This window comes from Galbibacter sp., from assembly GCF_035306585.1.
In the GTDB taxonomy this organism is placed as follows: domain Bacteria; phylum Bacteroidota; class Bacteroidia; order Flavobacteriales; family Flavobacteriaceae; genus Galbibacter.
Genome location: NZ_DATGNU010000060.1, coordinates 15,827 through 35,117, shown reverse-complemented (window position 1 = coordinate 35,117; position 19,291 = coordinate 15,827). Strand labels below are relative to the sequence as shown.

At 34.6% G+C, this 19,291-nt stretch carries 17 protein-coding genes, 1 tRNA gene and 1 pseudogene; 10 read left to right on the top strand and 9 right to left on the bottom strand.

Annotated features, from left to right (window positions below; genetic code table 11):
• From VKY50_RS06810 to VKY50_RS06795, 4 genes and pseudogenes are all read left to right on the top strand, one after another.
• Nucleotides 1–354, top strand: a pseudogene (locus tag VKY50_RS06810) (tRNA uridine-5-carboxymethylaminomethyl(34) synthesis enzyme MnmG); the annotation flags it as partial.
• A gap of 65 nt (nt 355–419) precedes the next feature.
• Nucleotides 420–1,268: a class I SAM-dependent methyltransferase gene (locus VKY50_RS06805; RefSeq protein ID WP_324300182.1), complete on the top strand. Its 849-nt coding sequence runs from the start codon at nt 420–422 to the stop codon at nt 1,266–1,268.
• 227 nt (nt 1,269–1,495) lie between these two features.
• On the top strand, nt 1,496–2,008 hold the full coding sequence (locus tag VKY50_RS06800) for an OmpH/Skp family outer membrane protein (protein WP_324300181.1): 513 nt from the start codon (nt 1,496–1,498) through the stop codon (nt 2,006–2,008).
• Between the two features lie 142 nt (nt 2,009–2,150).
• Nucleotides 2,151–2,225 (top strand) — tRNA-Val (locus VKY50_RS06795).
• 26 nt (nt 2,226–2,251) lie between these two features.
• Here VKY50_RS06795 and VKY50_RS06790 read toward each other — a convergent pair.
• The 3 genes from VKY50_RS06790 to rnr all read right to left on the bottom strand — a co-directional run bounded on the left by VKY50_RS06790 (nt 2,252) and on the right by rnr (nt 6,039).
• Nucleotides 2,252–2,944 carry a LysE family translocator gene (locus VKY50_RS06790; protein ID WP_324300178.1) on the bottom strand — a complete coding sequence of 231 codons (693 nt, stop codon included), beginning with the start codon at nt 2,942–2,944 and terminating at the stop codon, nt 2,252–2,254.
• 153 nt (nt 2,945–3,097) lie between these two features.
• Nucleotides 3,098–3,775: a head GIN domain-containing protein gene (locus VKY50_RS06785; RefSeq protein ID WP_324300176.1), complete on the bottom strand. Its 678-nt coding sequence runs from the start codon at nt 3,773–3,775 to the stop codon at nt 3,098–3,100.
• A gap of 74 nt (nt 3,776–3,849) precedes the next feature.
• Nucleotides 3,850–6,039, bottom strand: coding sequence for a ribonuclease R (rnr, locus tag VKY50_RS06780; protein ID WP_324300174.1), 2,190 nt, complete (start codon nt 6,037–6,039; stop codon nt 3,850–3,852).
• Nucleotides 6,040–6,397: 358 nt separating this feature from the next.
• On the opposite strand from rnr, the gene VKY50_RS06775 reads away from it, so the two are divergent.
• The 4 genes from VKY50_RS06775 to VKY50_RS06760 all read left to right on the top strand — a co-directional run bounded on the left by VKY50_RS06775 (nt 6,398) and on the right by VKY50_RS06760 (nt 9,033).
• Nucleotides 6,398–6,640: a DUF2007 domain-containing protein gene (locus tag VKY50_RS06775; protein WP_324300172.1), complete on the top strand. Its 243-nt coding sequence runs from the start codon at nt 6,398–6,400 to the stop codon at nt 6,638–6,640.
• A gap of 590 nt (nt 6,641–7,230) precedes the next feature.
• Nucleotides 7,231–7,665: a ribose 5-phosphate isomerase B gene (gene rpiB, locus VKY50_RS06770; protein ID WP_324300170.1), complete on the top strand. Its 435-nt coding sequence runs from the start codon at nt 7,231–7,233 to the stop codon at nt 7,663–7,665.
• Nucleotides 7,666–7,674: 9 nt separating this feature from the next.
• Complete coding sequence (locus VKY50_RS06765) at nt 7,675–8,571, top strand: cation diffusion facilitator family transporter (protein WP_324300168.1); 897 nt, start codon at nt 7,675–7,677, stop codon at nt 8,569–8,571.
• A gap of 15 nt (nt 8,572–8,586) precedes the next feature.
• Nucleotides 8,587–9,033, top strand: coding sequence for a GNAT family N-acetyltransferase (locus VKY50_RS06760; protein WP_324300166.1), 447 nt, complete (start codon nt 8,587–8,589; stop codon nt 9,031–9,033).
• Here the strand turns inward: VKY50_RS06760 and VKY50_RS06755 are convergent.
• Nucleotides 9,017–9,394 (bottom strand): hypothetical protein, encoded by a 378-nt coding sequence (locus VKY50_RS06755; RefSeq protein ID WP_324300165.1) that lies wholly within the window; start codon nt 9,392–9,394, stop codon nt 9,017–9,019. The two genes, VKY50_RS06760 and VKY50_RS06755, sit on opposite strands and share 17 nt — an antisense overlap.
• A gap of 276 nt (nt 9,395–9,670) precedes the next feature.
• Here VKY50_RS06755 and VKY50_RS06750 point away from each other — a divergent pair, with 276 nt between their 5' ends.
• Nucleotides 9,671–10,429, top strand: a complete 759-nt coding sequence (locus VKY50_RS06750) for a hypothetical protein (protein WP_324300163.1) — start codon at nt 9,671–9,673, stop codon at nt 10,427–10,429.
• Nucleotides 10,430–10,443: 14 nt separating this feature from the next.
• On the opposite strand, the gene VKY50_RS06745 is transcribed toward VKY50_RS06750, so the two are convergent.
• The 5 genes from VKY50_RS06745 to VKY50_RS06725 all read right to left on the bottom strand — a co-directional run bounded on the left by VKY50_RS06745 (nt 10,444) and on the right by VKY50_RS06725 (nt 17,013).
• The gene (locus tag VKY50_RS06745; protein WP_324300161.1) at nt 10,444–12,060 is read right to left on the bottom strand and encodes a S41 family peptidase; all 1,617 of its coding nucleotides are present in this window, start codon (nt 12,058–12,060) and stop codon (nt 10,444–10,446) included.
• A 24-nt stretch (nt 12,061–12,084) separates the two neighbouring features.
• Nucleotides 12,085–12,462 carry a ribonuclease P protein component gene (gene rnpA, locus VKY50_RS06740; protein WP_324300159.1) on the bottom strand — a complete coding sequence of 126 codons (378 nt, stop codon included), beginning with the start codon at nt 12,460–12,462 and terminating at the stop codon, nt 12,085–12,087.
• An 80-nt stretch (nt 12,463–12,542) separates the two neighbouring features.
• Nucleotides 12,543–14,453, bottom strand: coding sequence for a M1 family metallopeptidase (locus VKY50_RS06735; RefSeq protein ID WP_324300158.1), 1,911 nt, complete (start codon nt 14,451–14,453; stop codon nt 12,543–12,545).
• Between the two features lie 60 nt (nt 14,454–14,513).
• Nucleotides 14,514–16,145: a S8 family peptidase gene (locus VKY50_RS06730; protein WP_324300156.1), complete on the bottom strand. Its 1,632-nt coding sequence runs from the start codon at nt 16,143–16,145 to the stop codon at nt 14,514–14,516.
• A 10-nt stretch (nt 16,146–16,155) separates the two neighbouring features.
• Entirely contained in the window at nt 16,156–17,013 is an 858-nt protein-coding gene (locus tag VKY50_RS06725) for an MBL fold metallo-hydrolase (protein WP_324300154.1), read from the bottom strand.
• A gap of 213 nt (nt 17,014–17,226) precedes the next feature.
• On the opposite strand from VKY50_RS06725, the gene VKY50_RS06720 reads away from it, so the two are divergent.
• Entirely contained in the window at nt 17,227–19,263 is a 2,037-nt protein-coding gene (locus VKY50_RS06720; protein WP_324300152.1) for a cation:proton antiporter, read from the top strand.
• Nucleotides 19,264–19,291 lie beyond the last annotated feature (28 nt).

Genomic DNA, 19,291 nt, shown 5'->3' with positions numbered 1-19,291 from the left:
ATGTTTAAAATATTCGCAAGGCCAAATATTACATTAGATCATTTAAGAAATATAAAAAGTGTAGAAGATTATATCCAAGAGAATGAGTTAGATCAGGAAGTATTAGAACAAACCGAAATTCAAGTAAAATATGCAGGATATATTGATAAAGAGAAGAACAATGCTGATAAACTGAATCGTCTAGAGGAAATAAAAATTCCAGCGCACTTTAACTATGATCAACTAAAATCATTATCATTTGAGGCTAAGGAAAAATTAAAGAAGATTCGCCCAAGGACATTATCACAAGCTTCAAGAATAAGTGGAGTTTCACCAAGTGATATAAGTGTAATGCTCGTACATATGGGTAGATAAAAGTTAAAGGGTTCCACGTGGAACCCTTATTATTTATTTAAATAGTATCTTGCATCCTTTTAAGTATGAAAGAAAAATGCGTCCATTTAATATGTAAAGATCATCTGGTAAGTGGTGAAAAATTTCAAATCGAAACCACTTCAATAGAAGGAGTTTTAAAGACAGTTCCAGTACCAGACAAAACCAGGATTGATCACTATTACCAAAGTGAATTATACATTTCCCATACCGATTCGAAAGACAACTTTATTGATAGCATTTATCAAAAGGTGAAAAAATTTGCCATAAAAAGTAAGTACCAAACCATATTAAAAAATAAACCAGATACTAAAAAATTATTAGATATTGGAAGCGGAACGGGAGACTTTTTAAAGGCAGCAAAACATTATAATATAAGTTCCGTTGGGACGGAACCAAACGAACAGGCAAGAAAATTATCAAAAGAAAAAGGTAATATTGTTGTAGAAAATTTGGAGGACATAAGAGAAGAAAAATTTGATGCCATTACCCTTTGGCATGTTCTTGAACATGTTTATGAACCCTCCTTATATTTAGATAAAATAAATAAACTTCTTGACCATAATGGGATTTTACTAATTGCGGTGCCAAACTATAACTCATTTGATGCTCATTATTACAGAGCGCATTGGGCGGCATATGATGTTCCACGTCACATTTGGCATTTTAGTAGAGAAGGTATGAAAAAAATACTGGAAGAACATAATTTCAAAATTTTGAAATACCAATCGCTACCCTTCGATTCATTTTATGTGAGCCTCTTATCCGAACAATACAAAAATGGAAGAAAGAATTTAATGAAAGCATTTTTCATAGGGTTACGCTCGAATTTGAAAGCCATAAAAACCAAAGAGCATTCATCCATCCTCTATATAGCAAAAAAAATAACCAAATAATGATTTTTAAGCGATTTAAAGGAATTAATATATAACTACCATTCTCTGTTATAGAAAACAAAATAAAACGCCTTAAACCGCATTATTTAAAGCTAAAATTAATAAATAAAAATTATGCAACAATTATAATTAATAGATTGTAATAATACTAATAATTTTAACCTTCTAAATCAAATATTCGAGTTACTTTTCTATTTTTGTTACCAACATAAAATTTAAATAAAAAAATGAAAAAAATAGTCTTAATCATAACCGTTGCCTTCGCTACAATTTCTTGTCAACAAGATAAAATTGCTTTTGTAGATAATACCAAACTACTAAACGAATATCAAGAAAAAATAGATATCGAAGCAAAATACAAAACCAAGTTTGAGGCTTTTGGTAAAAAAAGAGATAGTATCACTCAAACATTCCAACAAGAAGCACAAGCTTTTCAACAGGAAGCTCAAAAACTATCGCAAAATGCAGCACAGGAAAAATATCAAACCTTAATGCAAAAGAGCCAAACTATACAAGAACAAATTCAAGGTGAAGAACAACAACTCGCAATGGATAGCCAAGGTGAGATTGATTCTTTATTAAAGAAAGTAAAGGATTTTGTAGTTGACTATGGTAAAAGCAACGGCTACACCTTTATTCTAGGTAAAAATGAAGCAGGAAGTGTGATGTACGGAGAAAGCAGCAAAGATATCACCGATGAAGTACTTAGAGCTTTAAATGACCAATACAAAAATAAATAAAATATAGTTCTATAATCTTAAAAAGACGTATAAGATTATACGTCTTTTTTTTATGTCACAACTAATAAATAAATAAAATAGATTACTACATTTGCACCCAATAACGATACATCCGTCAAACGAATGTGATCAAAATGGTAAAGGGTCATTAACTCAGTTGGTTTAGAGTGTCACCTTGACAGGGTGGAAGTCACTGGTTCGAGTCCAGTATGACCCACAATATTATACTTCTTAAGAGCACGATTATTTCGGTTTTTGCTCTCTAATATTTTCAATAACGTGTTTTATTTTTTCTTTTTCCCCAGGGAAAAAACCTTGTAACATTAGTATAAAACCAAAGAAAATTATCACTAAACTAATGATTCGTTTGATTTTAAAAATCCTACGCGGGGTAAGTTTTGTACGAAGTTGTTTTGCAAGTAGAATCTTAAAACAATCAATAATTAAATAGGTAGCAAGAATAGTAGATAGAAATATGAAGATACGTTGATCTTCCATCTCTAGTTTAGGACCAAAAATAAAAATGATACCAAGCCAAAATCCCAAAACACCAACATTAATAAAATTTAGTAAAAAGCCATTGATAAACAATCGAATATAATTACGTTTGACCGTTACTTGGTTAATAGCATTTCTAATATCCCTTTTGAAATCCGTTCTGCATTTGCGAAAAGAAACATATCCATAAACAATAAGGACAATCCCACCTAAAATAAACAAGGAAGGTTCGTCCTTAATTTTGTGTAATATTCTATTGGTACTATAGTAAGCTATAAGAATAAACAAGATATCCCCTAAGACCACACCTAAATCAAAAGCAAGGGCGGCCCTAAATCCCTTTACCGCACCAGTTTGTAGTAATACAAAAAAAACAGGTCCAATGGTAAAGGACAATAATATTCCAAGTGGTATAGCCGTAAAAATATCTTGAATCATTTAACTATAGATCAACTTAGCGTTTAAGGTATGCTCTATTCTAAAAAAATAACACAGCAAAGGTACACAATGCGAATGATTCTATTCTTAGAGAAATCAAAAAGAAAACCACACCAATCCACCAAAGTCAGGATGATTCCTTAAAATTGCCTTTTACATCTCATTGATGGTACCACCAATAAAGGTTTGCTTCTCTAAAACGGTAGGATTACCATAAATATTAATGGTACCCCCTACTCTAACCTTAACATCTGCATAATCCTTTGCCGAAATATCAGCAACCCCTCCAGCCTTTACCATAACTTTTGCTTGAGAGGATTCCAACTCCTTGGCTTGATACTTTCCTCCGGTATTTACATCAATATCTTGATTCGCTGCTTTTCCTTTAAGGGTTAAAATTCCACCAGAGGTAGCTTTTGCTTCCAAACGTTGAATATCAAGATTCAATGCCATCTCTGCTTTTTCTTGAACACGAAGATCGAGATCAACTTGTGACCAAGTATCCTGACTAGTTACAAAAGAATTTTCATTAGCATCAATGGCATCTATCATACCTTTGGCATATAAGGTTACATAAGTAGTATGACCATTGAAAACTTCATTAATACTCATTCTAATCTTTAACTTTCCACTTTTATTTACAAGCACTACATCAGCGGCATTTTTACCCGATATAATAGCTTGATTTTTAGTTCCTTTTATTATGGTAACTGAAAGGCCATCATATACTTTTATCTCGTGGAACTCTCCCAGATCTTTTGTTAAATTATCCTGACCAACTAGTGAGGATACACCACACAATAACATCACTATTAAGAAATACTTTTTCATATTATAATTTTAAATTAAAAAACTAAAGGTAACTTAGAATTTAAATTTATAGGAATTCTAAAACCCAAAAAATGTTAATTTGTAAGCTTCTTTCCAGTAATCACAAAATCGAGATGTCTTTTTTGTAGGTCAAAGCTTTTCATCTTTACAAAAACCTCATCCCCTAATTGGTAGGTTTTCCCTGTAGTATCACCGACCATCGAAAAACTATTAGGATCGAATTCATAATAGTCGTCTTTTAAATCAGAGATCCTTACCATACCTTCACACTTGTTTTCTATAATTTCAACATAGATGCCCCACTCCGTAACTCCAGAAATGACCCCTAAAAACTCTTCGTCAAATCGTTCTTCCATGTATTTTATCTGCATATACTTAATGGAATCCCTTTCAGCATTTGTGGCTAAAATTTCCATATCACTAGCATGTTTGCATTTACGTTCGATGATTTCCGCATCCACAGCGGAACCACCATCGAGATAATGTTGTAGTAAACGATGCACCATTACATCTGGATAACGACGAATCGGTGAGGTAAAATGTGTGTAGAAATCAAAACCTAATCCATAATGGCCTATATTTTGCGTTGTATACATAGCCTTACTCATCGTTCGAATAGTCAAGGTATCCACTAAGTTCTGCTCTTTCTTTCCTTGCACATCTTCCAGTAAGTTATTTAAAGAGCTCGTGAGGCTTTTTTTGTTCTTCATATCAATACTATATCCAAACTTTGATATAACGCCTTGTAATTGCATTAATTTCTCTTCATCTGGATCATCATGTATACGATAGACAAAAGTTTTCTTTTGTTTTCCAATAAATTCAGCGACTTTGCGATTGGCAAGTAACATGAATTCTTCGATGAGTTTATTGGCCTCTTTAGAAGTTTTGAAATAAACACCAATCGGCTCATTATTGTCATTTAAATCAAACTTCACCTCCACCTTATCGAAGGAAATTGCACCAGCATCCATACGTCGTTTACGCATAATTTTAGCTACATCATTTAATGTTATAATAGCCTCTGAAATACGCGTATCCACCTGGTATTGCTCCCCAGTTAAAGAAACTCGTTGTGGAATAGTATTGGATTGGGTTTCAATAATCGACTGTGCCTCTTCATAGGAAAATCTTGCATCGGAATAAGTTACGGTTCTACCGAACCACTTATCAAGGATCTGACCCTGAGGATTCATTTTAAATACAGCAGAAAAAGTATATTTTTCTTCATGAGGCCTTAGGGAACAAGCATTGTTTGAAAGAATCTCGGGAAGCATCGGTACGACCCTATCCACTAAATATACAGAGGTTGCTCTACTATAGGCTTCTTCTTCTAACACCGAATCAGGGTCGATGTAAAAAGATACATCAGCAATATGAACTCCTACTTCAAAATTTCCATCTTCGAGAGGTTCAAAAGATAAAGCATCATCAAAATCTTTTGCATCTTTCGGATCAATGGTGAAGGTAAGAACTTTGCGCATATCACGTCGTTTACTAATTTCATCTTCTGTGATCGAAGTATTGAGTGTATTGGTATAATGAGTCACCTCTAATGGAAAGTCATATGGTAATCCATACTCTGCTAAAATGGCGTGCATTTCTGTTTCATGTTCACCGGGAATACCTAATACTTCAATTACCTTACCAACAGGAGAATCCGCCTTCTGGGGCCATTCTACCAGCTCCACGATTACCAGTTCACCATCTTTTGCAGTACCGATATGCTCTATTGGAATATAAAAATCAGTATAAATCTTAGTATCCGAGGGTCTAAGAAATCCAAATTTTTCCTCCAAATCTAATAAACCTACAAAAGTATTTTTCTTACGTTCTAGTATTTTAGTGATCTCTCCCTCAGGATTCTTGCCATGTTTACGTCTTGGAAAAATATAGATCTCAACTTCATCCCCATCAAAAGCTCTGTTAATAGCATGACTTGGAATATAAACATCATCTTCCAATTCCTCAGTTATTACATAACCATTTCCTGAAGAAGTTAAATCTAAAATACCTTTGTAATAATTTCGTTTTACTAGGGCTTTAAATTTACCAGGTTCAATTTCTAAAATTCGCTTTTCTTTTTTAAGCTTACCGAGTTTCTTTATAAGCTCGTTTCTACCTTTTGTATCCTTTAAACCTAATTTTGAGGCGATTTGTTTGTAATTAAAACTTTTGTCTCGGTCGTTTTCCAAGACTGTAAATATTCCTTTAGTGAGCTCGTTTTTAAATTGTTTATAAGCTCGTTTTTTTCTTTTTGACATATAATATTTTTGATTCTTTAAGGTACAAATAATTAGTTTATACCGAATTCATTTTTTGTGGAACAGTAAGATTTTTAGTAAATAAAAGCAACACTTGGGTCCAATAGAAAATAAAATCGTAGATAAAAATTTGATTTTAAGTAATTTAAATTTACAATCATTTAGTAAAACTAACAGGTACGGTAGGCCAACACGTCCAGTTGAAGTTAAATTCAAATGATCCTTTCAAAGGAACTTCTATATATAATTCGTTAAAAGTAAGAAACTAAAACAACAAAATAGGTTTACTATGAAATGTTAACGCAATTTTAAATAAAAAAATCCTTAAATTTAACTAGAAGGCATAAATGAAAATTCCATGAAAAATTTCAAACTTGTAGCCACCTTTACCTACCCACACGAATGTTTTGTGCTAAAGAACGTACTTGATGATCAAGATATCCCGTTTTACCTTGAAAATGAAACTATGGTCGGTATCTCTCCATTTTATTCGAATGCTCTTGGGGGAATAAAACTTTTTGTCCACAACCATTACGTAGGCTATGTAAAGGAAATTTTAAAAAACCTCGAAGATCCTAACAATCATCTAAAAATCGTTTAATACACTAGTGGAAGCAAATTTTTACATCCATCATTTTATTTTTTAAAAGCAAGAAGAGTTATTCACTTATTAACTATTATAAACATATCTATTTTTTTCTTTAGAATTTTTAAAATAAAAATGATGCTTATGATTGTTTGTTAATTTGTAGCGTAACTTTTTGGCTTTTTATTTGGATATATCACTTATGGATACTTATGCACAGCTATTAACAATTCAAGTGCTATTTAATGGCTTGAAATTGAATAAAAAATGAAAGTTTTTGAACAGTTGTTAACAACTAAATTCACTGATTTTTTTTAATAAGTGTTTTTAAATTTCATTGTTAATAACCTCTTAAAAGTCGTTGATGAAATGTAGATTAAAAAGCAAAGAATGTACTTGTATTATTAGCAAATATTTACCATCAGTATTTTTAATTGAATTAACCAAATAAACTTAATAGATTTAGATAAATACATATCAACAATTCCATGTGTATTTTAATAAGTTGATTATCAAATTATTGTAAAATTAAATTAACATGGGTGTTCATAAAGTTAAAAGCATGGTATTTGTTAACTTTGTGAAAGATCAATTACATTAAAATTATGAAAATAGCAATTGGAAATGACCACGCTGGTACCGAGTATAAAATGGCTGTTGTAGCGTATCTTGAATCTAAAGGAATCGAAGTTTTAAATTTTGGAACTGATAGTTTGGATAGTGTAGATTACCCAGATTTTGTTCACCCTGTTGCCTCGAAGGTGAACGATAAGCAAGTGGATCTTGGGATCTTAATATGTGGATCTGGAAATGGGGTTGCAATGACTGCTAATAAGTACCAAAATGTACGAGCAGGGTTGTGCTGGAATAAGGAAATAGTACAATTAATAAGGGAACATAATAATGCCAATATATTATGTATTCCAGCGAGGTTTACTGCCGTCGCTCAGGTTATTGAAATGGTACAAGTGTATTTAGAAACAGCATTTTTAGCGGGTCGTCATGCCAATCGTATTGGAAAGATCCCATTGCAATGTTAAATTCTTATAATGACTAGAGGCAAAACTACTATTGTTACTGGAAAGAATTTAATACTTTCAATTATTTTAAATGTTCTGATAACTACCGCTCAAATTATTGGTGGTCTTATATCAGGTAGTTTGTCTTTATTATCCGATGCACTTCACAATTTTACGGATGTTATTTCTTTAGTCATTAGTTATGTTGCCCATTACTTAACAGGTAAAAAAGCCTCGCACCACATGACCTTTGGCTATAAGCGAGCTGAAATTATTGCTGCTTTTATCAATGCAATTACCTTAGTGGTAATAGCTATATTTCTGATTATTGAAGCTTTACAACGCTTTTCCGATCCGAAAATAATTGATTCCAATCTAGTGATATGGCTGTCGGTAATTGGCATATTAGCCAATGGATTTAGCGTTTTGCTTTTAAAAAAGGATGCCAAGAGAAATCTAAATATGAAATCAGCATACCTACATTTATTTACGGATATGCTGGCTAGTGTAGCCGTCCTTTTGGGAGGGTTTCTTATGAAATTTTTTGATTGGTTCTGGATCGATAGCGTACTTACATTTCTAATTGCAGTATATCTAATTTTCGTTGGTTGGAATTTGCTGAGATCATCCACTAAAATGCTCATGCTTTTTACACCAGAACATATCGATATTAAGGAAATTGTTCGAGAGGTTCATAAATTACCAAAAGTTGGTAAATTACATCATATTCATGTGTGGTATTTAAATGATGATGAACTTCATTTAGAGGCACATTTAGATTTTAGAGAAAATATTGACCTGGAATCCTTTAATATTATATTAGAGTGTATTGAGGAGGTTCTTCACGAAAAATTTGGGATTAACCATATAACTATTCAACCAGAGTATAATAAAATTGATCCTAAGGATACCATTGTACAAGACTAGGTAATTAAGAAAAATATGGATATTCAGATAAAGACTTTTGAGCAGTTGACAAAAGAGGAATTATATGAACTTTTGGCTCTTCGAAGTGAAGTTTTTGTCGTGGAACAAGAATGCGTCTATCAAGATATAGATTTTAAAGACCAAAAGGCATTACATGTATTGGGCAAAAAAAATGGGCAACTTATGGCCTATACGCGTGTTTTTAATGCGTATGATTATTTTGAAAAAGCGAGCATTGGAAGGGTACTAGTGAGTGGTCGCCACCGAGAACACGGTTATGGTCATATGATACTAAAAGCCTCGATTGAAGCTATATATAGTTATTTTAAAAAGCAACCGATTCTAATTTCGGCACAACAGCACCTCGAGCAATTTTACAATCTACATGGGTTCTTCACTATTGGAGATGGATATTTGGAAGATGGAATTCCGCACATCAAGATGCTTAAGGATCAATCTTAATCATTTTTTTATCCATATTTAAATCAGCTAACATGGAGTTGGTAAATTTATAATGCCCTCTGGTGGTGATAATTTTAAACCTATAAGATTTCATTTTACTTAAAACATCTAGGAACATCCATTTGGATTTTAAAAGATTTGGTTTTTCTGATTTTAAACTGATTTCAAAAAAGTGCTTAATTCCATTTTTATCAGCTACTATATCGGGAGTTATAACCACATCGCTTCCTTTTTTAGTAAAGGATTTAGGAATTTCGTATCCTTCTAGATCGGCTTTTATATTATTATATCCGCGATTTTGAAGATATTGAACCGTCCTATTAAGAAAGTCAGTGTTATTTATTTTTTCTGATTTTATCATGCTAATAAGGTAAGTAATATTTGTTAATTATCAAATTATCAACTAGTTAAAATTTTTTTTAATAAATTATCTTGCACCAATATATAGTGCTAATTTTACTATTTTTACAGATTTGTCAATACCACTGGCTACTTCAATTTCAAAGGTCAACATCTAAAAATTTTAAAATCGAGGATCTTTTTCATAATGTTTTCTAAAAACAGAGATAAATAAAAGTTAAACAAACATTTCCAATACTGCTGTTTGTTTAACTTCAAGGAGACTAATATCTACTAAATGATTTTACTCAATAAAATTGTACTGCAATCAGGATGCTTACTGCTATATTATTTATCTGCCCTGGCCCAGGAGTCAAACCTGAAGGTTTTTATATACCAGAATGATAAGGTAGTTGAGCATTTTGGTATTGCCAATATCAGTCGTTCGCTCGAAGGACAATTTATTGATGGTACTCATTTGATAATGGCAAATGAAGGAGATGAATTATTTATAGCTTCTAAAGAGTTTAAGAACTTTTATAAGATTGTAAGTAAAGTAGATATTTCACTAGGTTATATTGAAGTCTATATGGATCATGGGGTGATTGCTCTAGATGAAGTTGTCCTGCATCAACGTAAATTATCTTACGGTACATTTACCGATTATAAAACGAACACTTATACCCCTGCAGCGGCGCGATTAAAAACAGCAACTAAATTATATTATAAGGACAAACCAAGATTCATAGGATCTTTTCCTTATGATAATAACGGCATAAGGATCGCGTTGGATCCTTTGTTTAACATGATTAATGGTCGTACTAAGAGACTTAAAGAGGAACTAATAGCAGAACAAAGCGATAGGATTGTCACCTTTCTTAATTCTAATTACAGAAAGTTTATCCTAGAAGAACTGGACCTTCCTAAATACCAGTATTATTTATTCTGTTATTACGTTTCAGATCATAACACAGAAATTCACCAAATCAGTGATCATAAGCGTGTGGAATTTCTCCTTAGAGGCTTATATTTTGATTTTTTGCAACAACTACATTAGTTGAATAATTGGAACTATTTCAACACCTGTTGGTACTTTATTGGGTTATTTAATAAGACAGTTGATTTTGCAATTGCTTGATCATTTTTGAGATAGTAATCATAAAGACCGTCCCTATAGAAATAGCGGACAATGAGCTCATCTTCAATATTTTTTTGAATGCTCGCCTTGTATTGATCTAACGAGCTGAGTTTACTGTTCTCCATATCATCAAGTAGTGTTTGGTAATCAGCCTTGATTTCAGGACCATACTCGTCGATTTCATCACTTTGCATTATTTTTTTTAAGGCTTTCTCAGTGTTGGTTTGGTAGGAAAAACCACGCGATTTTACAAAGGATTTAAACTGTTGGTAATCGGAATTTGTAAAATTAAAATCGGCAATATTTTTAATAGGATGATTGTAGTAATAATGGGTCGCATAGTCGAAAATTACTTGGTTCTCAACAAGTGCTGCTGTTAGGCTATTGTCTTTTAGGTGATCTATGGTTATATCAGGGGTTATACCTCCCCCATCATATACTTTGCGTCCGTTACGAGTGTGAAATTCATTAAAATCCTTTTTGACTATCGCATTGCCTTGATCATCGCGGTTCCAGTAATCGGTCGATTGTATACAGCGCCCACTTGGGGTATAATATCTTGAGATGGTCACCTTTAATTGGGTTCCATAGTTCAGTTTTATAGGACGTTGTACCAATCCTTTTCCAAAGCTCTTGGCACCAACGATAATGGCACGATCCAAATCCTGTAATGCCCCACTTACAATTTCACTGGCGGAGGCACTTCTTCCATTGATCAAAACAACCAATGGGATTTGAGTATCAACTGGTTTTTTACGGGTATGGTATTGCTTGTTGAATTTTTTTACTTTGGATTTGGTACTGACTATTAATTCATTTTTAGGCACAAATAAATTACATACTTCAATGGCTTCTGTTAGCAGTCCTCCCGGATTATTTCGTAAATCCAAAATAATTTTTTGTGCTCCCTTTGATTTTAACTCTTCCAGTGCGTCTTTGGTCTGGCTCGCCGCTTTACTGTTAAATTTAGATAGTACAATATAACCGGTTTGCTGATCGATCATATTGAAATAAGGTACCGCATCAATTTCAATTTCTGCTCTGGTAACCGTAGTAGTTTTTAATACACCCTGACGTTTGTATTGGATGGTCACATCGCTTTTATTTGAACCTTTTAAAAGCTCTGTGGCCTCTTCTTTAAGTTTACTGACATCTGTATCCCCAATGCGGACGATTTCGTCTCCAGCCTTTAAACCAGCTTTATCCGCTGGATATCCCTTATATGGTTCAATCACTAAAAGTTTCCCTTCGAAATTCCTTACCACAGCACCAATTCCTGAGTACTCCCCTGCCGTATTGATTTTAAAGCCCTCTACGTCCTGTTCATTCATAAATTGAGTGTACGGATCCAATTCTTCCAACATACTCTTAATAGCCGTATCCATAAGCTCAGCTGGATTTGTTTCATCGACATAGTTCATGTTGAGTTCCTTGAACATGGTGGTGAAGATCTCGAGTTGCTTCGCGATTTCAAAAAAATCATTTTTAAAACTACTTGATACAACTAGGATTGCTAATGTAACAATGGGTATAAGTATTTTCTTTTTCATCTTGAATTGATTTTTAGGGCTAACTTAAGAATTTAATTGCTGCTTAAACTTCTCTGAAAGCTTCACCAAAGTATTTTGAAGTTCATCAAAAATAGGCATTTTATTTCCAGTATATAAAAATATAAAAGCATAACAATCACTTGTACCTTCTTCAGAAAATAAAATTTTATTTTGGCGGTAAACCTCCCGAATAAGCCTTTTGATACGATTTCTATCCACCGCTTTTTTAAAGGATCTTTTTGATACGGAAACCGCTACTTTTATGGCTGTATTTGGAACATGCTCCGTCTTAAGATACACTAACCGCAGTGGATATTTAGACACAGAAGACCCTTGGGAAAATAACTTTCCAATTAGAATTTTGTTTTTGAGCCGCTGCTCCTTGCCTAAGGATTGATCCATTGGTTTGATTTGATGAGTAAAAATAAGAAAACCTCCCTTAGGAGGCTTCTAATTTTGGCTTAAAGTAACGCGCTGTGTTATTAATCGAATTGAACTGTGTTGTTTGAACGGTCCACATCAGCCATTAAATTGGATGGATCGATGACAACAGCCTTTATACTACTTTTTGGTTTTTCAATTTCAAAACTATAATCTGGATTACCCCAAACCCAGTCTTGAAGTACGTTGCGTTTCACCTGGAAAGGATTACTTTTTTCCCCATACATCATCTGAAGTGGAATATAAAAATACTCCATAGTACCGTCTTGGTAGAATACCATTACATCTATTGGCATTGGCATTAAACCAATACGTTTAAGTTTAACAGTGGTATTTTGATCCTTAGTTGTAACTTCCTCAATGGCGTAGTCAATTGTATTGGTGGTTTTAGTCCAGTCGGTCAAATACCAATTTAGGTTGGTACCTGACACCTTCTCTGCAACCCTTATAAAGTCATTAGGTGTTGGGTGGGTATATTTAAATTCATCATAATATTTACGGAGCGTTTCCATGAGTTTTTCCTGTCCAATCACATAGCCTAATTGTGAAAGGAAGATACTACCCTTACTATAGGCAGCCACTGAATAAGCTGCATTATATGCATATCGATCCGCATGAGTACTCAACGGTTGCTCTTTCCCAGATTCTACGATATATTGATAGCTTCTATATGAATTTTTAAAAGGATTTGGTTCGTTATCACCGCTTATTTGATTCTCCGCCAAGGTGGAAATAAAGGTGGTAAATCCTTCGTCCATCCATGGATGAGCTGATTCATTTGTGGCTAAAAGTTGTTGGAACCAAGCATGAGCTAATTCATGCGCCGTAGTACCAAAAAGACTACCATAGTTTTCACCTCCAGTAATGAGCGTGCACATAGCATATTCCATTCCCCCGTCGCCACCTTGAATTACGGAATACTGTTCCCATGGGTAAGGTCCTATGTTTTTAGAAAAGAAGGTAAGTAATTGTGCAGTTGGTTCTTGCAGCTTTTTCCAGTTTTCAACTACCTTGTCATTGCCTTTATATAGAAAGTGGAGTGTTACACCTTCTGGAGTCTCCATGCGATCGTGAATATACTCAGGATCTGCAGCCCAAGCGAAATCATGTACATTATGGGCTTTAAAATTCCACGTCAAGGTCTTCCCTCTATGTCGTTTTATTTTTACCCCTTCATCTTGGTAACCGTATCCAATTTCATTGGCGTTTTGTAGAACTCCAGTTCCACCGAGGATATAATCTTTATCGATAGTTATACTTACATCATAATCTCCCCAAACACCGTGAAATTCTCTTGCGATGTAAGGGTCTGCATGCCATCCTTCAAAATCATATTCAGCCATTTTAGGATACCACTGTGTCATAGAAAGCGCTACACCATCCTTATTATTCCTACCAGAGCGTCTAATTTGAACTGGAACTTGACCAGAGAACTCCATATCAAAAGTGACTGTTTCTCCAGGTTTTATAGGGGTATCAAGGGGTACTACCAGCGTTGTACCTTCCTCTGAATACTGCAGGTTTTTTCCATTTTTAGTAAGGGATGAAACCTTTAAATATCCAATCTCATTGTCACTTAATTCAGCAATTCTGCTTTGGTATTTTGGGTTCTCTTTAGTTCCTAAATTGTTTACCATTCGTCTATCTGGATCTGGAATGGTTTGTAAACGCATATCCATTTCACTGCCAGGTTGAAAGGCGTTAAAATATAAATGATAAAAAACCCGATCCAAAGAATTGGGAGAATTGTTGGTGTATTTGATTTGCTGTGTACCAGTAAATTGAAATTTTTCAACATCCATAGCAATGTCCATTTTATAATCGGCACGTTGTTGCCAATAGGAAGCATTGGTGGAAGTTGCCACCTGTTTATAAGGTGGATCAACAGGAGATTTTGCCTGCGCATAAAGCGTTGTCGTTAGTGCGACTACAGTTAAAATTACTCGTCTCATATGATTTAGAAGTTTAGAAAAACGTCCCTAAAATGCGATGTTAAAGGGACGCTTATTTTATTATAATTTTACTTTACCATTGGCTACCTGGTCTGCTAGGATCATGGCGTTATACAGGTTTACCATTTTTCCTGATTTAGAAACTTCTCCAAATGGTTTGGTGTAGTTAGGATTTCCTCCTAAACTCACATTAATGTTTGCCGTAAGACCAGATTGCATGATAATCTGCTTTACTTGTGCTGCTTTTAGTTTTGGAAAGTATGAGCGAATTAAAGCTGCAACACCGGCAACTTCTGGTGCTGCCATAGAAGTTCCTTGCAAGTATTCATACTCATTACTTGGTGTGGTGGAATAGATTTTAACACCAGGGGCGAATACATCGACGTTGTCCTTACCGTAGTTTGAGAAGGAAGCGATAAGTTCCGTTCCATATTTAGGATTAAGTGCCCCAACAGTTAGGAAGTTATCAGCGATCTCTTCACTGTTATTTTCGTTGTCATTTGGATAGACATTATTTTCATCCAAATCCAATCCTTCATTACCAGCTGCTTTTACAATTAGAACATCTTTAGAAGCTGCATATTTAATAGCCTCCCATACCCATTCTTTGTTTGGAGAGAAGTATTTTCCAAAACTACCGTTGATTACTTTAGCTCCGTTGTCCACGGCATAACGGATCGCCAAGGCAACATCTTTATCGTACTCATCACCATCTGGAACAGTACGAACAGACATGATTTTTACATGCTCTGCAACGCCGTTCATTCCAATACCATTGTTTCGCTCTGCTGCAATAATCCCAGCAACGTGTGTTCCGTGTTTAGAATGTTCTCTATTACCCATTACATCGTTATTACCATAGTCAGTATCTTCGATGTTTTCAGGATCATCACCTACGATGGATCTTCCGTCGTAATCTTTGTTAAGATGGTAATTTAAACGGTTAGAGAAATACTCAATTCCGCCATTGAGTTCTTCTTTTAAAGCTTCCACTGACTCTTCGAAAGAAAGCATTTGACTCATAGCAGCTTTAGCTTGAAGTACTTTTTCATCTTCTGATTCAAGTTCCTCAAGATCCTTTTGAGTATACACCTTTTTTCCTAATGTTTTTTGAAGCAATTCATCTGCCTGCGTCACGTTTTGCAGTATTTGTTCGTAACGTGTTTTGTTTTGTAAGGTTTTGTCGTATTCTTTTTCGTACTCTTCTTTAGCACGTTTGTACAGATCAGATCCATCATCTCCTTTACTTACAATTCTCACGTACTCTAATTGTTCGTGATTGGCTTCTCCTAAAAAGTTCCATCCGTGTATATCGTCTACAAATCCGTTATTGTCATCATCAATATTGTTCCCTGGAATTTCATCCTCATTGACCCAGATAACATTTTTTAAATCTTCGTGTTCAATATCGACTCCTGAATCTAAAACACCGACAATTACAGTAGTAGGTGTAAGATCTTTGATGGTATTAAAAATAGCATCGTATGCTTTTTCGACACTCATTCCTGGAATGGTATCTGTGACCAGATCACTATGCCCCCAATGCTTTAATTGAGCATCACTTAATTCGGTCGTTTTTTGGGTGGTTGCCAGCGTATTGGTCTCTGGCGAAAGTAAAATAGCAGGAGATCCGCACCCCACCAAAAGCGTCGTAGTTATTGCCCCTAGAGCAAAGGATTTTTTAATATTCATCGTTTAAAATTTAATTAAATAATTCACTAAATGTAAAGGTTTTATGAAGTCTTACTCCTTTTTCAGTTTGTTGAAGTGTACAAATTTCATGATGAGCATCATGCTCAAACATAACATAAAAATTATTCACTACGGCGGTGTTTAAAAACGTTTCTTTTTCCTTTAATGTAAGCAATGGTCTGGTATCGTAACCCATCACATAAGGTAAAGGGATGTGACCTAAAGTAGGAAGTAAATCCGCAGCAAAAACTAAGGTTTTGCCCTTATACGTAATGTGTGGAATCATTTGTTTGTCTGTATGCCCGTCTACTAAAAGTATATCAAAACCAACGGGCGTGTTTTGTATATAGTCTGAACCTTGTGTGTCAATAAATTTTAATTGACCACTTTGTTCTAAAGGAAGAATATTTTCTTTTAAGAAAGAAGCTTTCTCTCTTGCATTGGGATTGGTTGCCCACTTCCAGTGATCTTGATTGGTCCAAAAGGTGGCGTTTTTAAAAGCAGGTTCGTACAACCCTTTTTTGTTTATCTGAACACTTCCTCCACAGTGGTCAAAGTGCAAATGTGTCATAAATACATCAGTGATATCATCGCGATGAAAACCGAGTTTTTCCAAAGAACCATCCAAATGATGAGGTCCCCAGAGATGGTAATGACTAAAGAATTTATCGGATTGTTTATTTCCGAGTCCCGTATCTATTAGGATGAGTCTATCGCCCTCTTCAATAAGAAGAGACCTAGCTGCGATATCAATCATATTATTTGTATCGGCAGGATTTGTTCTATTCCATAAGGATTTAGGAACTACGCCAAACATTGCACCACCATCCAATTTGAAATTCCCTGTTTCTACGGTATATAAAGTCATATAGAGTACTTAGTTTGATTCCAATCGAAACTCTCCAAAAATAAGGAATACTTCCTATAATTATCAGCCCTTTTTTTAATATTATGTAATCTTTAACAAAGTTAATAGACCAATCTAATCGAATGGACAATTTTTACCAAGATAAAGTAAAATACTAGCGATTGTTTTTTATTTTATTTTATTTTAGCATGGAAATAGAAAAAACGTTGGAGAATGGATAAATTTTTGGAAGTTTTAGAGCACGAATTTCATTTGCCCCTAGGTAATCCCGTTTTGGTATTTTCGCTAATCTTATTTATCATATTAATTGCTCCTCATGTATTTAAAAGACTGAATATTCCTGGTGTTATCGTATTGATCGTTTCTGGTATTATCATTGGTCCTTTTGGTCTTGGAATTTTGGAAGAAAACGCGGCTATTGAACTCTTTTCAACCATTGGTTTGATCTACATCATGTTCATCGCAGGGTTGGAACTTGACATGAATGAATTCAAGGTCAATAAACATAAAAGTTTACTTTTTGGAATCTTTACCTTCGTACTTCCTTTAGCTATTGGTTTTCCAGTGGTTCATTATTTACTTGGGTATGACTTTAACACTAGTTTTTTAACCGCTAGTATGTTTGCCACCCATACCTTGCTAGCCTATCCGGTAGTGAGTAGATTAGGAGTTGCAAAGGATCAGGCGATCGCCATTACAGTTGGAGGGACGATCTTAACGGATACAGCAGTTTTAATTGTTTTGGCAATTATTCTAGGAAATGCACAGGAAGGTGGACTCACCATGGATTTTTGGATTCGACTCATTATTTCATTAGCGATTTTCTCCGCAATTATTTTTATGGTTATTCCAAGGGTTGCAAAGTGGTTTTTTACCTCCATGGAGAAGGATCAACACTCCCATTATATATTTGTACTGGCCATGGTGTTTTTCGCTTCATTTTTGGCGGAATTGGCAGGAGTAGAACCGATCATCGGAGCATTCTTAGCTGGACTGGCTTTAAATGGTTTGATTCCGCATTCATCGGCCCTGATGAATCGTATAGAGTTTCTAGGAAACTCCCTATTTATACCCTTCTTTCTAATTAGTGTGGGGATGCTTGTGGATGTAAGTATCATTCTAGAGGGATGGAATGCTATTATTGTTGCGCTCACCCTATCAGGGGTCGCTATATGTGGAAAATGGGTTGCAGCTTTTTTAACCCAACAAGTATTTCGCTATTCTCCAACACAGCGAAAAATGATTTTTGGTTTAAGTAGTGGTCATGCTGCTGCTACCTTGGCCGTTATTATGGTTGGTTACGAAGCCGAAATTTTAGATATCACCATTTTAAATGGTACCATTATTCTCATTTTAATTACCTCCATTGTGTCGACCTTAGTGACTGAAAATGCCGCTAAAAGGATGGTTAAAGAAGAAGAAAATGAAGATTTAAATTCAGCTAGAAATAGCTCGACATTTAAAAAGGAGAGTATTTTGCTGCCCATTGCAAATATTGTAAACTTCGATAAACTATTAGAATTTGCCATTTTGGTAAAGGATAAAGCTTCTAATAATCCTGTACGGATATTAACGGTTGTTCCCAATAATGAGGAAGCAGAACTTAATATTGCACAAGCAAATAATAAACTTGAAGGCTTTGTTAGACAGGCTTCTGCATCTGAAACGGAGGTTAAGATTATATCAACCATTGATCAGAGTATCTCGGTAGGGATCTCTAGGGCTTCTAAGGAACACATGGCAGATTTATTGATTCTCGGATGGCCAAATACCTCTGGAATTATCAATCGTGTGGTTGGAAGTAAAATGGAAAAGATTATCCGATCTACAAACAAAACGATATTCATCTGTCACTTGTTACAGCCATGGGGAACTCATAAACGATTATATGTAGCTGTTCCACCTGCGGTAGATCAGTTGACTGGATTTGAACTTTGGTTGAAAAAAAGCATTCGTCTTTCAAAGGAATTGAGTGCTGAAATGATTGTTCATTGTGATGAGCAAACAAGACAAAGCATTGAAGAAATGATTAAAAGATTAAATCTAAAGGCGCCCATTGTATTCAACTCATTTGATGATTGGGATGACTTCTTATATTTGGCTAAGGACATGCATGAGGACGATGTACTTATGGTGGTTTCAGCGAGAAAAACGAGTCCATCCTATCATGCATACTTTGAGAAGTTACCAGGTAAATTGGATAAGTACTTTAAAGAAAATAGTAAGATAATCGTATATCCTCAAGATTAATAGAGACAGCGTAACAACAGCGAAATGT

What these genes read in the sequence shown, in the direction of transcription:
- VKY50_RS06735 (WP_324300158.1), bottom strand. Translation starts at nt 14,453, where the DNA reads ATGAGACGAGTAATTTTAACTGTAGTCGCACTAACGACAACGCTTTAT.
- VKY50_RS06760 (WP_324300166.1), top strand. Translation starts at nt 8,587, where the DNA reads ATGGATATTCAGATAAAGACTTTTGAGCAGTTGACAAAAGAGGAATTA.
- VKY50_RS06720 (WP_324300152.1), top strand. Translation starts at nt 17,227, where the DNA reads ATGGATAAATTTTTGGAAGTTTTAGAGCACGAATTTCATTTGCCCCTA.
- VKY50_RS06790 (WP_324300178.1), bottom strand. Translation starts at nt 2,944, where the DNA reads ATGATTCAAGATATTTTTACGGCTATACCACTTGGAATATTATTGTCC.
- VKY50_RS06765 (WP_324300168.1), top strand. Translation starts at nt 7,675, where the DNA reads ATGACTAGAGGCAAAACTACTATTGTTACTGGAAAGAATTTAATACTT.
- rnr (WP_324300174.1), bottom strand. Translation starts at nt 6,039, where the DNA reads ATGTCAAAAAGAAAAAAACGAGCTTATAAACAATTTAAAAACGAGCTC.
- rpiB (WP_324300170.1), top strand. Translation starts at nt 7,231, where the DNA reads ATGAAAATAGCAATTGGAAATGACCACGCTGGTACCGAGTATAAAATG.
- VKY50_RS06785 (WP_324300176.1), bottom strand. Translation starts at nt 3,775, where the DNA reads ATGAAAAAGTATTTCTTAATAGTGATGTTATTGTGTGGTGTATCCTCA.
- VKY50_RS06725 (WP_324300154.1), bottom strand. Translation starts at nt 17,013, where the DNA reads ATGACTTTATATACCGTAGAAACAGGGAATTTCAAATTGGATGGTGGT.
- VKY50_RS06745 (WP_324300161.1), bottom strand. Translation starts at nt 12,060, where the DNA reads ATGAAAAAGAAAATACTTATACCCATTGTTACATTAGCAATCCTAGTT.
- VKY50_RS06730 (WP_324300156.1), bottom strand. Translation starts at nt 16,145, where the DNA reads ATGAATATTAAAAAATCCTTTGCTCTAGGGGCAATAACTACGACGCTT.
- rnpA (WP_324300159.1), bottom strand. Translation starts at nt 12,462, where the DNA reads ATGGATCAATCCTTAGGCAAGGAGCAGCGGCTCAAAAACAAAATTCTA.
- VKY50_RS06800 (WP_324300181.1), top strand. Translation starts at nt 1,496, where the DNA reads ATGAAAAAAATAGTCTTAATCATAACCGTTGCCTTCGCTACAATTTCT.
- VKY50_RS06775 (WP_324300172.1), top strand. Translation starts at nt 6,398, where the DNA reads ATGAAAAATTTCAAACTTGTAGCCACCTTTACCTACCCACACGAATGT.
- VKY50_RS06750 (WP_324300163.1), top strand. Translation starts at nt 9,671, where the DNA reads ATGATTTTACTCAATAAAATTGTACTGCAATCAGGATGCTTACTGCTA.
- VKY50_RS06805 (WP_324300182.1), top strand. Translation starts at nt 420, where the DNA reads ATGAAAGAAAAATGCGTCCATTTAATATGTAAAGATCATCTGGTAAGT.
- VKY50_RS06755 (WP_324300165.1), bottom strand. Translation starts at nt 9,394, where the DNA reads ATGATAAAATCAGAAAAAATAAATAACACTGACTTTCTTAATAGGACG.